Genomic DNA, 13,810 nt, shown 5'->3' with positions numbered 1-13,810 from the left:
TATATGTTACGCTTTCGCGAAAGCTAAAAAATTATAATCCTCAATAACTAACAATCTCCTTTATTTCAAGGTCATAGCCTATCATGCCTATGCGTTTACTTTGCTCGCTATTAGTCATCAATTTGAGCTTGGTAATATCCAAGTCATGCAGAATTTGTGCGCCAATACCATAGTCCTTGTTATCAAGATTGCGGCGTGGCGCTTTTACCTTGCCATTGAGTTGCAGATCCTTTAATTCTTCTAATCTACCCAGCATATTTTCTGGTTCAAACTGCTGGTTGATGAATACGATGGCTCCTTTACCTTCTTGATTTAAACGCTCAAACATGGCATCCAGCTTGCGATCAGCTTCACTCGTTAGGGTAGAGAAGAGGTCATTGTTCACTTGGGTGCTATTCATTCTTGTTAAAACCGTGTCTTCTTTGTTCCAGTCGCCCAATGTCAAAGCTAGATGTATCTGATCGTTAGTAGTTTGTTGATAGGCTCTCAATCTATATGTTCCAAAGCGCGTCTTGAGTTCAAAGTCCTCTTTTTTTACAATGAGACTATCGTGTTTCATGCGATAGGCCACGAGATCCTCGATGCTTACCAGTTTGAGATCATGTTTTCTGGCAACTTCAATTAATTGCGGCAATCTCGCCATGGTGCCGTCCTCATTCATGATCTCGACAATAACACCAGCTGGTTTGTGTCCTGCCAATCGTGCAAAATCAATTGCAGCTTCAGTATGGCCAGTGCGTCTTAGCACGCCACCATCTTTTGCCTTGAGTGGGAATATGTGTCCAGGTTTACTCAGGTCGTGCGGTTGCGTCTCTGGATTTATCATTGCCTGTATGGTAAGTGCTCTATCACTGGCACTAATACCGGTAGTGACACCATGACCTCGCAAATCCACAGATACGGTAAACGCCGTCTCCATAGGGTCAGAATTGTTATTGACCATCATGTTCAAGTCCAGTTCCTTGACTCGCTGTGGCGTGATAGGACAACAGATCAATCCACGACCATGCGTTGCCATAAAATTGATCATTTGTGGCGTTACACTTTGTGCACTGGCGAGAAAATCACCTTCATTCTCACGATTTTCATCATCTACCACGATGATTACCTTACCGTCCTTAATATCTTGAATAGCGTCTTCGATGCGGTCTAACTTGATGGCCGCACCTGCTGTAGCTGTTGTCATTACCTTACTTTGCGTTGAATTACAAAGATATGGATTATGAAATGGTCGCTACGGATTTTGGTTTCTTTTTAAACCTATCCATGAGTCCATTGATGGCTCCACCTAAGTCAAAGAAGCCTTGATCAGTAGTGGCTCGATAGGTAAGGAAGATTCCTATCGGGAAAATAATAGCCGTACTCATCCAGGCGCCAATCCAGGCAGGAAAAGCACCTTCGGCAGCGGCTTTTTCTGCAAAAATCCCTATAAAATGGTACGAAAGAAAGAAGATGGTTGCAACTACTAGTGGTAAGCCCATACCACCTTTACGTATGATTGCTCCTAACGGTGCACCAATAAAGAACAATATGATACAGGCAACGCCCAGCACATATTTTTTATGAATCTCAATCTCATATTTATTGAGTCGTACCCGTTCCCGTTGCAACTGTTTTCCTCTAGTTACCAACGCTGCCTGCTGTTGCTTTACTTTATTGGAAGCTCCATCGACGGTGCGTCGCTGGTCATAGACTGTTAATCGTTCAAAAATAGGCTCTGTAGTCTCTGTGCTGTCAAGGTATTTTGAAATTGTATCATCAAGTCCACCTGGCGACCATTTTTCATGCTGGTTTGAATGATAGACCTTTAAGTTCTCATTATAATCTGATGAGAAAGAATCGATTTGTGTTTTCAGCTCATTGATTTTAAGCATTTGATGATCATCGGTAACGCTCTCGTTATCCATATCCACATCATTAAGTTCTGAGACATCCACATTAAGCGTATAGGTATCAAACTCAGTTCTTAAAAATGGCGAGCTGGCTCGTTTTTTATTATCAGTAACAAAAAGATCCTCATAGTAATTACCATCTTCCAGCACTAACTGGATAATGTCTGACTTTAGTGAACTTTTTAATTCACCTGTGGCACTTTTTATCGTAGTAAAATTACCCGAGCGTTTCGGGTTTTTCTTGTGTATAATAACATCAGTCAAGTATTGTCCTACATCACCAGTCTTGTCAGCTACTTTGATGTTGATATCACCTAATTGATTAAAAGAGCCCTTACTTATCGCCATTGCTGGTTTGACTTTAGCAATATTTCTACGCAGGTTTCTTTGTTTGAGATTTCCCCAAGGAATTACCGTATTTGCAAAAACAAACGATGTAATTCCCAATGAGAAAATGACGATGGTCAAGGATCGCATCGCACGTTGTAGTGAGATACCATTAGACTTCATAGCGGCAAACTCATAGTTTTCTGCCATGTTACCAAAAACCATGATGGATGCTAATAATATACTAAGAGGCAACGCTAGCGGCACGATGACAGGTATCGTGTACATCATGAACTTCAAGATGGTAACCGTATCAATATCCTTACCAGCAATATCCTTAATGTAAAGCCATATGGCTTGCAGGATGAGAATAAACATTAACACAATAAAGACGCTCAAGAACGTCTTTATAAATTGTGTCAATATGTATCTATCCAGTATTTTCAATCTAGTCCATCTCTTCTATATCCCAATTATCATATTGAGACGCATCAAAGATAAAACTGTTTTTAGGCAGTGTCTCATTAGGCTTGAAAGACTTTAGAGTAAACGTGATGATGGTACCACTGCGCTCTGTAATAATAGCGTTATAGATATGCTTGGTATTTGCATCAACACCTAGTAAAATATTCTTGTATTCACTATCAGATTTGATGGGCGTCAGTTTAACGTACTGGATCTTGCGACCTTTTACATTCTGGATGATGTCCATTTCTCTAGTATAACCCTTTTCATAAAACGTCATAATATTCGATGGATTGATCATCTGTGAACCGTCGCTTACTTGTTTTGTGATGGTTACTTGCTCGTCCTCGCGATTGATTGTATATAATTTTGAACCGTCATACATATAGGTAGTACCGTTATAGGTGGCATTGTACATATTGCCGCTCAATTTTGCCTCGCCTTGGATGTCGGTATCAAATTTGGCTCGCTCATTTTTGAGATTGCCTTTGTAGGTGAATACTACGTTGTCATAAGCCTTATACTTGGTTGCTACCTCGTTGAGCAATTTATCTGCAGTCGAGGATTGTGCTGATACCGCTTTCGCGAAAGCAAAACACATAAACATCATTAAGTAGATTCTTGTCATTATCATTTTATGGTCTGTTCTTTTCTTCATTTAAAAATACTTCTAGCGAGGCCAAATCTGGAATAAGCACCTGTCGTGCCTTACTGCCTTCAAAACCGCCTACAATTCCTGCGGCCTCTAACTGGTCGATAATTCTACCAGCACGATTGTAACCTAACTTGAGCTTGCGTTGCAACAACGAGGCACTTCCTTGCTGTGCAATCACGATGATATCTGCCGCCTCACGGAATTTTGCATCGCGCTCCTCTATAATATTATCAATTGCTGTGCCACCTTCTTCACCCACGTACTCTGGTAAAAGGTGTGCATCTGGATAAGCTTTTTGAGAGCCAATAAAGTCTGTAATCTTTTCAACCTCGGGCGTGTCCACAAATGCACATTGTATCCTGATAATCTCATTACCAGCCGTGTAAAGCATGTCACCACGTCCTATCAATTGGTCTGCGCCACCACTGTCAAGTATGGTGCGAGAATCCACCTTTTGTTGCACTCTGAAGGACACACGCGCAGGAAAGTTTGCCTTAATCATACCCGTAATCACATTAACAGATGGTCGCTGCGTGGCGATGATCAAATGAATACCTATGGCACGAGCCAGCTGCGCCAGTCGCGCGATAGGTGTTTCTACCTCTTTACCAGCAGTCATGATGAGGTCTGCAAATTCATCAACAACCAGCACGATATATGGTAGGAATTTATGGCCGTTTGCTGGATTGAGTTTGCGTGCCTTAAACTTGGCATTATACTCCTTAATATTGCGACACATCGCTTCCTTGAGAATATCGTATCGTTGGTCCATCTCGATACACAAGCTGTTGAGCGTGTTGATCACTTTGGAATTATCTGTGATAATCGCGTCCTCGCTGTCAGGTAACTTGGCTAGATAATGACGTTCAATTTTGTTGAATAAGGTAAGCTCTACTTTTTTGGGATCTACGAGTACAAACTTGACTTCAGCGGGATGTTTTGAATAGAGTAGTGAGGTGAGCACGGCGTTCAAACCTACCGATTTACCTTGTCCGGTAGCACCAGCCATGAGTAGGTGAGGCATTTTGGCTAGATCGACGACAAACGTCTCATTACTTATAGTTTTACCAAAAGCGATAGGCAGTGCCATTTCCGCTTTTTGAAATTTAGGCGAAGCAATGACAGATCGCATGGACACGATCGATGGATTCTGGTTAGGCACCTCGATACCTATGGTTCCTTTACCTGGAATAGGCGCGATGATCCTGATTCCTAGCGCGGCCAGCGATAAGGCAATATCGTCTTCAAGATTTTTGATTTTGGAAATACGTACACCAGCTTCAGGAACAATCTCGTACAATGTCACGGTTGGGCCAATGGTTGCTGTGATCTTGGCAATTCCAATTTTATAATTTTTAAGCGTCTCGACAATGCGGTCCTTATTTGCCTGTAGTTCTTCCTCATTAATCGTGAGCGTGCGACCTTGAGTGTAATCCTTCAATAAATCAATAGGCGGAAATTGAAAATTACTCAGTTCCAACGTTGGATCAAATTCACCAAAATCCTCTACTAGCTTGCTTGATTTACTGTCTATCACTTCTTCTTCATCAGCAATTTGCTGGATTTCCATGCCTAGATCATCATCTGTTGCTGGGATGGATTTTATGATTGGTTGAGGTGGCTTTGGTGTCTCTACCACAGTTGGTTCATCTGCGGGCTCTACTGTAAGTGGTGTTTCCTTACCTTCTACGGTGTTTGACTTCCAGTCTTCTTCCAGCTCAGTAATCTCTGTAGCTGGTGCCTCATCATCTTTAAAATCACTTTTTATGTCGGCAGCTTTTGATTTGAAATAGTTGCTTATTTTTTCTGGTGTCAACTTTAATCGCATCACCATATATATGATGGCAGTCAGCGCCATCACCAGTATTGCGCCTATCAGTCCTATGTAGTCCTGTAAAAAGTCATTGAGTTCGTATCCTACCTTGCCGCCCAATAATGCGTTGCGCTCATGAAAGAAACCTAGAAAGACACTTACCCAAACCATGAGTAACAGTCCCCAAATCCATAATTTGGATATCCGCTTTCGCGAAAGCGAGATCACCTCACTCTTTGCTGCAAATAAGTAGAGTCCGGTAATAATCGTCAAGATTGCAATGGAGTAGGCAGCAATACCAAAACCGTCATAAACAAAGACATCGCCCAACCATGCACCCAACTTGCTGAGCCAATTGCCAGCAACTAGTTCTCGTTCACCTAAACGACCTAAAATGCTTTGATCCTCGCGCCATGTGAGTAAAAAAGAAGTAAAACTAAGTGCAAGAATAAGCCCTAATATAATTAGGAAGCTACCAGCAATGACCTCTTGCAATCGAGTCAATTTAAAAGAGGTAACCGCCTTGATAGGCGACTTCTTTTTGACCGTTTTGGATTTGGTTGATTTTTTACGAGCCATACTGGTAAGTGAACGGACAAAAATAGGAATATTGCACCGAGAATCTATTGCATTGGTAATAGGTTATCGACAGACTAATCAAATAGGGCTAGGATGTACGGGACATAGATGATCAAGCCGATGATGGTTGAAAAAATGGCAGCAAAAAAGACAGCGCCAGCGGCGATGTCTTTAATATGTCCAATCTTCAAATGATAATCTGGATGGATGAAATCTGCAATAGCTTCTACTGCGCTGTTTAAACCTTCGGCAGATAATACCAAGCCAGCTGCCAACAGTTGAAACATCCATTGAGTTGCGGTAATTTCAAAATAAAATCCAGCAGCGATGACGAGAACGGTTAAAAAGACCTGAACCTTTACACTAGGTTCTCGCCTGATTAGTGCAACCATTCCTTTGAAGGCATAGCCTACCGCTCGTACTCTGCCAGATGAAAATTTAAGGAAACTCAATCTACAACAGCGATTTGAGCGCTTCTAGATAATTAGGCTCATCAGCTATTTCTGGAACTTGCTCATTATATATGACGGTACCATCTGTATCCAAAACCACGACTGCTCGTGAGTGAAAACCTTTCATCGCGCCATCTACCATGTCTAGTCCATAAGTTTTACCAAAAGAACCATCGCGCACGTCACTCAAATTCACTATGTTATTGATTTCCTCGTCATTGGCAAATCTCTTTTGTGCAAAAGGTGTGTCTCGAGAAATACAAAGTACCGTGGTATTATCAAGCTCGGTAGCGCGCTTGTTGAAATTGCGTACAGATGTCGCACAAGTATCTGTGTCAATACTAGGAAAGATATTCATGATCACTCGTTTGCCTTTAAAGTCCTCGAGTGTTTTTGATTTCAAATCTGCGGTGGTCAATTCAAAGTCAGGTGCTTTATTGCCCACTTTGGGTAAATCGCCGCTAGTATGTATCTCGTTGCCTCCTAATGTAATAGTTGCCATGTCGTTTGTTTTGTGGTTGTTTACTAAAGTATCATACAGCACCTGCCTTTAAGTTGGAATAATGTTAAATTAAAAAGGAAGAATATATCATAAAGACTTTGCAATGGTATAAGTCCAATCGATACTATTAATTAATTTTGAAGAAAATATCTATCATGACCATCACGCAACTTAAATATGTTCTTGCGGTAGCACAATATCAAAATTTTACTAAGGCGGCTAACAAGGTTTTTGTTACCCAGCCTACATTAAGCATGCAAATCCAGAAGCTAGAAGACGAGCTGGATGTGCAAATATTTGATCGTACTAAAAAGCCGATTGAGTTGACAGAAACTGGTCGCAAGATCGTACAGCAAGCGCATAATATAGTTAATGAGAGTGACCGTATTCAAGATATAGTAGATCAGGAGAAAGGATTTATTGGAGGTGATTTTAAAATAGGCGTGATACCTACGGTGATGCCAACACTGTTGCCTATGTTCTTGACCAATTTTATCAACCGTTATCCTAAAGTGCGTCTGCGCATCGAGGAACTAACTACAGAAAATATTGTAGACGGCCTGATGGAAGGCAGTATTGATGCCGCGATTGCAGCGACACCGCTAGAAAATGATTTTATCAAGGAACGCGTATTGTACTTTGAGCCTTTTGTGAGTTATGATCCTAAAAACTCATTGAATGGTAAAGGCAAGATCAAGGTAGATGACCTCAATACAGATGAACTGTTGTTATTAGAAGATGGTCATTGCTTTAAGGATAGTGTGCTTAACCTATGTCGCAGCTCAAGAGATGCTGACGAGGAACGATTTATGCTAGAAAGCGGTAGTTTTGAAACGCTTATCAAACTGTCTGATGAAGGTCTGGGCACCACGTTGTTGCCTTACTTGAATACGCTAGATTTAAGTGAGGCAAAAGCTAAAAACCTCAGACATTTTGAAGATCCATCACCAGCACGAGAGATAAGTTTAATCTATCACAAGTCTGGTCTAAAGATGCAGATTATTGACGCGCTGCAAGAAGTTATCGCAGGCGTGATAAAAGGTGCTATTACTTTTAGTAATGTGGAAATAATAAGTCCGCTCTCTAAGAAATAGTAACTGAACTAAATTAAGATCTTAAATATCAAAATAAGACCGGCGATAACACACATAACTCCTAGAGTTATTGCCTGCCAATTATAAATATTGATAATACTCAAACGCCATCTCTTTTCAGGATGGCGTTTTTTATATAAGTATGTGAATATGATCATCAGTATGGTGATAATGATTACGAAACCGATGATGGTAATGAACTTCATATTACTGTTAATGAAGGTGAGGTTTTAATCACTACTAGTGACTACTATTGTGTCATTTTATACTCAGGTAAACACACATTTAATTGTGGATGTTGCAAAACGATTCCTTGCAGCCATATCTGTAGTTCTGATATTTCAAATGGAAGTAGACGATCCATCGCTTTTTGCAATTCCTTGCAAAATAAATTGGTGTCAAAAGTCATTTTTTCCAGCACCGTTAGGGTGTATTCAAACATTGCTCTAGCCATAGTACGATAAGTTTATTGTAGAGTAATTTGTTGCAATAAGAATGATTTTAGTGAATTTAAATATAATGATTTTAAATGCAGATAACCTAACAAATCATGAATATATTATCCTAATATCAATAATAATTCATTATGCGTGCATAATACTGAGAATATGATAATTACTTAATTCTTTAAAAGCTAGTAAACTCTCGCTGTTGCGATAATTGTTAGGATCGCGATAAAGAAGGTGGAGAGTGCAACTTTTTTAAGTTCTGGGTCGAGTAGTGCTGGAACTTTATTGCGATAAACTGTGATGATGTGAACAAGCAACATGGGTAAAACCAGGATAGGAAGCCATAGCCATTCTGTATCACCAACCACATTGCCTAAAGTTTTAATTATTATAAAAATGTATGCAATAATTGAAATCAGCGCGATGGCTATGAATGAGTAGTGAAGCCTTTTGGCATTTGTGATACCTATTTTTACGGGAATGGTATTCTTTCCTGCCTTGCGATCGCTCTCGATATCACGCATGTTGTTCAGGTTGAGCACGGCAACACTCAACAAACCAATGGTCAATGATGGCAACAACAACAACCATTCAAGTTGGCTCGCGATTAAGTAATAAACACCGATCACGCTTACCGGGCCAAAAAAGATAAAAACAAATACATCACCCAATCCACGATAGCCATAAGCATTATCGCCTACCGTATATTTTATGGCGGCCCATATTGCGGCAACGCCTAGCACAAGAAAGAACAGCGATGTGATCAATTGTTCCAACCCTAAACTCACATAAATCAAACTAATAGCGCTCACAGCTGTAAGGCAAGCCGTGATAATCATAGCTCTTTTCATTTGTACTGCGCTTATCAAGCCGCTTTGAATGGCACGCATTGGTCCAATACGGTCATCATTGTCGGTACCTTTAACGCCATCGCCATAATCGTTTGCAAAATTGGACAGCACCTGAAAACCTAGAGTGGTAATCAAAGCTAGTACAGGTATCCACCAGTTGAATTTTACAAATAAAATGGGTTGATTTATGACGTCGTTTGTTTGCGGAGAACCTAGTAATAATACCGCTTTCGCGAAAGCGTTGTAACCATAAGCATAACAACTACCCAGTATGATACCGCTAATGCTCAACGGCAGTGTGCGTGGTCGTGCCGCGCTGATCCATGCTTTAAAATTGCTCATGTAGCCATGATTTTTACCATAGTTTCTTTGAGTAAATCAGCTTGACTTATGTTGATGGCATCGACACCTTTTGACTTAACATCCATCTCGCGTATCAATTTGATCGCACGACTGCAATATTTCATGGGATAATTGCGCACGGCAGTCAATAGTTCTTGCACAAAAAACGGATTGATGCCAGCAGCCTTAGCAACGCTGCGTGGTGACCGATCCTTGAGTGCATGTACTTTGAGCAGCTGTACAAAAAAGTTGTGCATTTGTGCCGTGGTCAATACCAGCGGATTTTCCTTGGGATTATCAGCAAAATAATTGATGATGCGATGCACCTTGACCACATCACGCATGCCTAGGGCCTTTCGTAATTCAAAATTGTTGTAATCTTTTGAGATTCCTATATTGTCCTCAATAACTTGTGGTGTGATAGGCGATTCTGGTTTGTGGACAATCATCAGTTTTTCTAGCTCGTTACTTACTCGACCCAGATCATTCCCTAGAAATTCCACCAGCATCTGGACGGCTTTAGGATCAATGCTGTACTTTTTTACCTTAAGATAATTGGTTATCCATGCAGGCATCTTGTTATCATAGATGGGTTTGCTGTCAAATACAACACCATTTTTCTTGATATGTTTAAAAACCTTTTTCCTGCCGTCTGGTTTCTTGTATTTAAAATTGAGGACAAGTATCGTGCTTTCCAATGGTGCAGCAGCATACTGTTCCATGGCAGATAACTTTGCAGCAAGATGTTGTGCCTCTTTAACAATGATGACCTGATATTGCGCCATCATCGGGAAACGTTTGGCATTCTCCACAATCTCATCAACGGTGACGTCCTTGCCGTACAATACCATTTGATTGAATCCACGCTCAGCCTCGGTCAGGACTTCTTCTTGGATCAAGTTGCTTATCTGATCTATGAAATAGGGTTCATCACCATGCAGGAAATATATAGGAGCAAACTTCTTGCTCTTGATATCTGATAGAATATTCTGGAGATCACTCATGTAGAGCCGTGGTGGTTTTTGTAATATTGCCGTATGGAGGCACTGCGACTACCGTCTGCGCAATTCAGGGTTAAAAGTACAGAAAAAGGGCGCTTAATCTTTGATAAGGTGCGCAAAAAGTTCGTGCATTTATCACCAGAAGAATGGGTACGTCAACATGTAATTAATTGGCTGCAAGAATATAAAAGAGTACCGCTAAGTCTCATAAATATCGAGAAACAGTTGATAGTCGCAGGAACCATAAAGCGATACGATATTGTGGTATATAATAAGGACGGCAGTATTGACACAATAGTAGAGTGTAAAGCACCTAGCATCAATATTTCTCAAGAAGTTTTTGATCAAATCGCGAGATACAATCTTATTACCCAAGCAAACTATCTCATGATCACAAACGGCTTGTCGCATTACTACTGCCAGATGGATTACAAGAATGAGAAATATAGTTTCATAGAAGATTTACCTGAATACGTACTATGAATCTAGGTATCGTCATACTTAACTGGAATGGCAGGCAACTGCTGGAAGAATATTTACCTAGTGTGGTGGAGCATAGTACGCCACATAGAATTTACGTCGCAGACAATGCCTCGAAAGACAACAGTCTGGAATGGTTGCGATCCAATTATCCAGCAGTGAAAATTATCGAGATTCCGCAGAACTTAGGATATGCAGGTGGTTACAATTATGCGATGGAGCATTGCGAGGAAGATATCGTTTGTCTATTAAATAACGATGTTGCGGTTACCTCAAACTGGTGTGAGCCTGTTCTTGAGGCATTTGCACGGAATAGATCTATGACGGCTTGCCAGCCCAAAATTTTGTCAGATCGTGATAAGTCCATGTTTGAATACGCAGGCGCTAGCGGTGGCTTTCTTGATAAATTAGGCTATCCTTACTGTCGAGGTCGCATTTTTGACACGGTAGAAAAAGATCAAGGTCAGTATGATGATGAGTTGTCTATCGATTGGGCAACTGGTGCGGCTTTATTTATAAGAAGAGAGCTTTTTATAAATCTACAAGGCTTTGACGAGAGTTTTTTTGCCCATCAAGAAGAGATTGATCTGTGCTGGCGACTGCGCAATCAAGGTCATGATATTAAGGTCATACCGTCATCCATCGTTTATCATCTAGGTGCTGCAACGCTTGCCGCGAGCAGTCCTAGGAAAACTTATTTGAACTTTAGAAACAGTTTGACCACCATTGTAAAGAATGACTATGGCAATTATGTATGGCTGCGCTTATTCTTGCGCATGATACTTGATGGTATAGCTGGCCTAAGATTTTTAATTGCTGCGCAGCCGGCACAACTTGCAGCCGTCTTAAAAGCACATTTTCATTTTTATAATAGGTTGGGAGCATCTCTAAAAAAGCGGGAACATCTCAAAGCACTATATCTTAAACCATCTCGTTCTAGAGAAGTCACATCCATCGTATATCAATACTATATCAAGGGTAACAAGAAGTTTGAGCAACTGTGATGTGATAAAAAAATCTGTTAATATGCCATTCACCTGTTGCAATCTTCATACTTTTGGCTCATATTTTAATTAATATTCTACAATGAAAAAACTTGGTTTTATCGCACTATCTGCACTACTTGCAGTGTCATGTGCATCAAAAAAAGATCTAGACGCAGCTCTAGAAAAACAACAACGTACTCAAGAGTTACTTGATACAGCAACCGTAAGACTCAATGCTTGTGAGGCTGAAGAAAAAGCTAACGAGGCAAGATTGCAAGCACTTCAAGCTCAAGTAGCAGACTTGCGCGCGAACAACCAGTCATTGATCAATAATACTGGAGAGTTGACAACACTTTCTAAAAAAGGTGCTGAAAATCTAGAGAAGTCTCTAGAAAGCCTACGCGAGAAAGATTTACAAATCAAGACACTTAACGATGCGATCACTAGAAAAGACAGTGTGACACTAGCACTCGTTACTAGTTTGAAGAGTTCATTGGGTAACTTGAACGATGAGGACATAAGCATCAATGTTGAGAAAGGTGTTGTTTATGTATCCATCAGTGACAAGTTGTTATTCCCTAGCGGTAGCGCGACGGTAAACAATAATGCTAAAAACGTACTAGGTAAAGTTGCCAAAGTGGTGAACGACAAGCCAGAGATTGAGATCATGGTAGAAGGTCACACGGACAATCAGCCTATCAATACGCCACAATTCAAGGACAACTGGGCATTGAGTACAGCTCGTGCACTTGCGGTTACTCGCATCCTACAAGAAGACTTTGACGTGGCACCATCACGCATGACGGCAGCAGGTAGAAGCTACTACATTCCTGTAGCGAGTAACGATACTGCCGAAGGTCGCGCAAAAAACAGACGTACACGCATCATCGTTCTTCCTAAGCTAGATCAATTCTTTGATATGGTAGAGAAAGGAATGGAGCAGGCAAAGCAAAACGCTAAAGCAGGCAAGTAATTCCTGAAATAAATAATAGAAAGCCTCCTAGTTTTAGGAGGCTTTTTTATTGCGCGTAACTCATGCGTGAGACCTTATCATGATAAGCTACCTGCTATATTTTTATTAGATGGTCGTGATTACGCTTTCGCGAAAGCTGAAACACAACAATCATTGCCATTAATTAAAGGCACTATAGTTACTATAATTGATGTAAACAAGTTGAATTTAGGAAACTACCGAGAAGATTGCAGCGCCATAGATGGCAAAACGCAAAAAGCGCAGTAAACCAATAATTACCCAGGATTTAAACGGGTAACGCAGCATACCAGCCACCAGACTACCTACTGAAAAGGGCAGTGGCAACAATGCGCCCACAGCAATAAGGATACCACCGTATTTGCGAGCCATGATCAATTGTTTGGCCATCTTTACTTCTAGGTATTCATGGACGCTAGGAATAGACAGCGACCAGCGACCCAAAAAATAAGAACACATACCACCTAGATAGGACAATAGCGCTATCATGAATAGGTTGAGTTCTGGATGAGCGGTTTTTCCTGCCCAGGCGATAAATAATTCTGGTGGGATAAGACCCAGAATTGACTCTGATAAAAAGAAAAAAGCGAGTACGCCGTATCCAGGTAAACTCTCTACAGCAAGATCCAATAACGCAGGAATGCCACCATCATAGGTAAAATGTAGTACCGCAAGTAAAGCCACAACAACAAGCACAGGTGGCATGGATTTCTTGATGCTCTCGAATATAAAGGAGTAGAAACCAGTGACTTTGTAGTAGCGGTGAGCTCTTTTTGGCTGAAATTTTTCTTTAAACAAGGGCATGATTGAATTCTGGGATTACAAAATTAGGAATATCGATAGCTGTACCCTGTTAAATTCTAAACAATAAAAATTAACCAAAGCCCTGACCTGGCTAGCGATCAAAGCATTTAAAATGCCTATTTTTGCA

14 protein-coding genes are annotated in these 13,810 nt (G+C 40.7%); 4 read left to right on the top strand and 10 right to left on the bottom strand.

Annotated features, from left to right (window positions below; genetic code table 11):
- Nucleotides 1-40: 40 nt before the first annotated feature.
- The 6 genes from ribB to tpx all read right to left on the bottom strand — a co-directional run bounded on the left by ribB (nucleotide 41) and on the right by tpx (nucleotide 6,685).
- Nucleotides 41-1,186: a 3,4-dihydroxy-2-butanone-4-phosphate synthase gene (ribB, locus tag EJ995_RS10640; RefSeq protein WP_126448346.1), complete on the bottom strand. Its 1,146-nt coding sequence runs from the start codon at nucleotides 1,184-1,186 to the stop codon at nucleotides 41-43.
- 34 nt (nucleotides 1,187-1,220) lie between these two features.
- On the bottom strand, nucleotides 1,221-2,597 hold the full coding sequence (locus EJ995_RS10635) for an LptF/LptG family permease (protein ID WP_241234630.1): 1,377 nt from the start codon (nucleotides 2,595-2,597) through the stop codon (nucleotides 1,221-1,223).
- Nucleotides 2,598-2,667: 70 nt separating this feature from the next.
- Nucleotides 2,668-3,312 (bottom strand): LolA family protein, encoded by a 645-nt coding sequence (locus EJ995_RS10630; RefSeq protein WP_126448342.1) that lies wholly within the window; start codon nucleotides 3,310-3,312, stop codon nucleotides 2,668-2,670.
- 7 nt (nucleotides 3,313-3,319) lie between these two features.
- Complete coding sequence (locus EJ995_RS10625) at nucleotides 3,320-5,731, bottom strand: FtsK/SpoIIIE family DNA translocase (RefSeq protein ID WP_126448340.1); 2,412 nt, start codon at nucleotides 5,729-5,731, stop codon at nucleotides 3,320-3,322.
- Between the two features lie 74 nt (nucleotides 5,732-5,805).
- Complete coding sequence (locus EJ995_RS10620; RefSeq protein WP_126448338.1) at nucleotides 5,806-6,183, bottom strand: diacylglycerol kinase family protein; 378 nt, start codon at nucleotides 6,181-6,183, stop codon at nucleotides 5,806-5,808.
- A gap of 1 nt (nucleotide 6,184) precedes the next feature.
- On the bottom strand, nucleotides 6,185-6,685 hold the full coding sequence (gene tpx, locus EJ995_RS10615; RefSeq protein ID WP_126448336.1) for a thiol peroxidase: 501 nt from the start codon (nucleotides 6,683-6,685) through the stop codon (nucleotides 6,185-6,187).
- A gap of 155 nt (nucleotides 6,686-6,840) precedes the next feature.
- Between tpx and EJ995_RS10610 the strand changes: the two genes are divergently transcribed.
- Complete coding sequence (locus EJ995_RS10610) at nucleotides 6,841-7,779, top strand: hydrogen peroxide-inducible genes activator (RefSeq protein WP_126448334.1); 939 nt, start codon at nucleotides 6,841-6,843, stop codon at nucleotides 7,777-7,779.
- A 250-nt stretch (nucleotides 7,780-8,029) separates the two neighbouring features.
- Here EJ995_RS10610 and EJ995_RS10605 read toward each other — a convergent pair whose 3' ends face one another.
- The 3 genes from EJ995_RS10605 to holA form a co-directional block, all read right to left on the bottom strand.
- Entirely contained in the window at nucleotides 8,030-8,233 is a 204-nt protein-coding gene (locus EJ995_RS10605) for a hypothetical protein (RefSeq protein WP_126448332.1), read from the bottom strand.
- A gap of 180 nt (nucleotides 8,234-8,413) precedes the next feature.
- Nucleotides 8,414-9,421, bottom strand: coding sequence for a 1,4-dihydroxy-2-naphthoate octaprenyltransferase (menA, locus tag EJ995_RS10600; RefSeq protein WP_126448330.1), 1,008 nt, complete (start codon nucleotides 9,419-9,421; stop codon nucleotides 8,414-8,416).
- On the bottom strand, nucleotides 9,418-10,425 hold the full coding sequence (gene holA, locus EJ995_RS10595) for a DNA polymerase III subunit delta (RefSeq protein WP_126448328.1): 1,008 nt from the start codon (nucleotides 10,423-10,425) through the stop codon (nucleotides 9,418-9,420). Before holA ends, menA begins: the two co-directional genes overlap by 4 nt.
- 33 nt (nucleotides 10,426-10,458) lie before the next feature.
- On the opposite strand from holA, the gene EJ995_RS10590 reads away from it, so the two are divergent.
- The 3 genes from EJ995_RS10590 (at nucleotide 10,459) to EJ995_RS10580 (ending at nucleotide 12,861) form a co-directional block, all read left to right on the top strand.
- Nucleotides 10,459-10,905, top strand: a complete 447-nt coding sequence (locus EJ995_RS10590; protein ID WP_126448326.1) for a type I restriction enzyme HsdR N-terminal domain-containing protein — start codon at nucleotides 10,459-10,461, stop codon at nucleotides 10,903-10,905.
- Nucleotides 10,902-11,906: a glycosyltransferase family 2 protein gene (locus EJ995_RS10585; protein WP_126448324.1), complete on the top strand. Its 1,005-nt coding sequence runs from the start codon at nucleotides 10,902-10,904 to the stop codon at nucleotides 11,904-11,906. Before EJ995_RS10590 ends, EJ995_RS10585 begins: the two co-directional genes overlap by 4 nt.
- An 82-nt stretch (nucleotides 11,907-11,988) precedes the next feature.
- Nucleotides 11,989-12,861 (top strand): OmpA/MotB family protein, encoded by an 873-nt coding sequence (locus EJ995_RS10580; protein ID WP_126448322.1) that lies wholly within the window; start codon nucleotides 11,989-11,991, stop codon nucleotides 12,859-12,861.
- 207 nt (nucleotides 12,862-13,068) lie between these two features.
- Here the strand turns inward: EJ995_RS10580 and EJ995_RS10575 are convergent, their stop codons facing one another.
- On the bottom strand, nucleotides 13,069-13,683 hold the full coding sequence (locus EJ995_RS10575; protein WP_126448320.1) for a YqaA family protein: 615 nt from the start codon (nucleotides 13,681-13,683) through the stop codon (nucleotides 13,069-13,071).
- Nucleotides 13,684-13,810 lie beyond the last annotated feature (127 nt).

Origin of the sequence: Nonlabens ponticola (assembly GCF_003966335.1) — a bacterium.
Classification (GTDB): domain Bacteria; phylum Bacteroidota; class Bacteroidia; order Flavobacteriales; family Flavobacteriaceae; genus Nonlabens; species Nonlabens ponticola.
Note: the sequence above shows the minus strand (reverse complement) of the source record. Positions and strands in the feature narration are given on the sequence as shown.

Excerpts from the sequence above, each read along its gene's own strand:
- ribB (WP_126448346.1), bottom strand. The coding sequence starts at position 1,186 with ATGACAACAGCTACAGCAGGTGCGGCCATCAAGTTAGACCGCATCGAA.
- EJ995_RS10635 (WP_241234630.1), bottom strand. The coding sequence starts at position 2,597 with ATGTTTATTCTCATCCTGCAAGCCATATGGCTTTACATTAAGGATATT.
- EJ995_RS10630 (WP_126448342.1), bottom strand. The coding sequence starts at position 3,312 with ATGACAAGAATCTACTTAATGATGTTTATGTGTTTTGCTTTCGCGAAA.
- EJ995_RS10625 (WP_126448340.1), bottom strand. The coding sequence starts at position 5,731 with ATGGCTCGTAAAAAATCAACCAAATCCAAAACGGTCAAAAAGAAGTCG.
- tpx (WP_126448336.1), bottom strand. The coding sequence starts at position 6,685 with ATGGCAACTATTACATTAGGAGGCAACGAGATACATACTAGCGGCGAT.
- EJ995_RS10610 (WP_126448334.1), top strand. The coding sequence starts at position 6,841 with ATGACCATCACGCAACTTAAATATGTTCTTGCGGTAGCACAATATCAA.
- EJ995_RS10605 (WP_126448332.1), bottom strand. The coding sequence starts at position 8,233 with ATGGCTAGAGCAATGTTTGAATACACCCTAACGGTGCTGGAAAAAATG.
- menA (WP_126448330.1), bottom strand. The coding sequence starts at position 9,421 with ATGAGCAATTTTAAAGCATGGATCAGCGCGGCACGACCACGCACACTG.
- holA (WP_126448328.1), bottom strand. The coding sequence starts at position 10,425 with ATGAGTGATCTCCAGAATATTCTATCAGATATCAAGAGCAAGAAGTTT.
- EJ995_RS10590 (WP_126448326.1), top strand. The coding sequence starts at position 10,459 with ATGGAGGCACTGCGACTACCGTCTGCGCAATTCAGGGTTAAAAGTACA.
- EJ995_RS10585 (WP_126448324.1), top strand. The coding sequence starts at position 10,902 with ATGAATCTAGGTATCGTCATACTTAACTGGAATGGCAGGCAACTGCTG.
- EJ995_RS10580 (WP_126448322.1), top strand. The coding sequence starts at position 11,989 with ATGAAAAAACTTGGTTTTATCGCACTATCTGCACTACTTGCAGTGTCA.
- EJ995_RS10575 (WP_126448320.1), bottom strand. The coding sequence starts at position 13,683 with ATGCCCTTGTTTAAAGAAAAATTTCAGCCAAAAAGAGCTCACCGCTAC.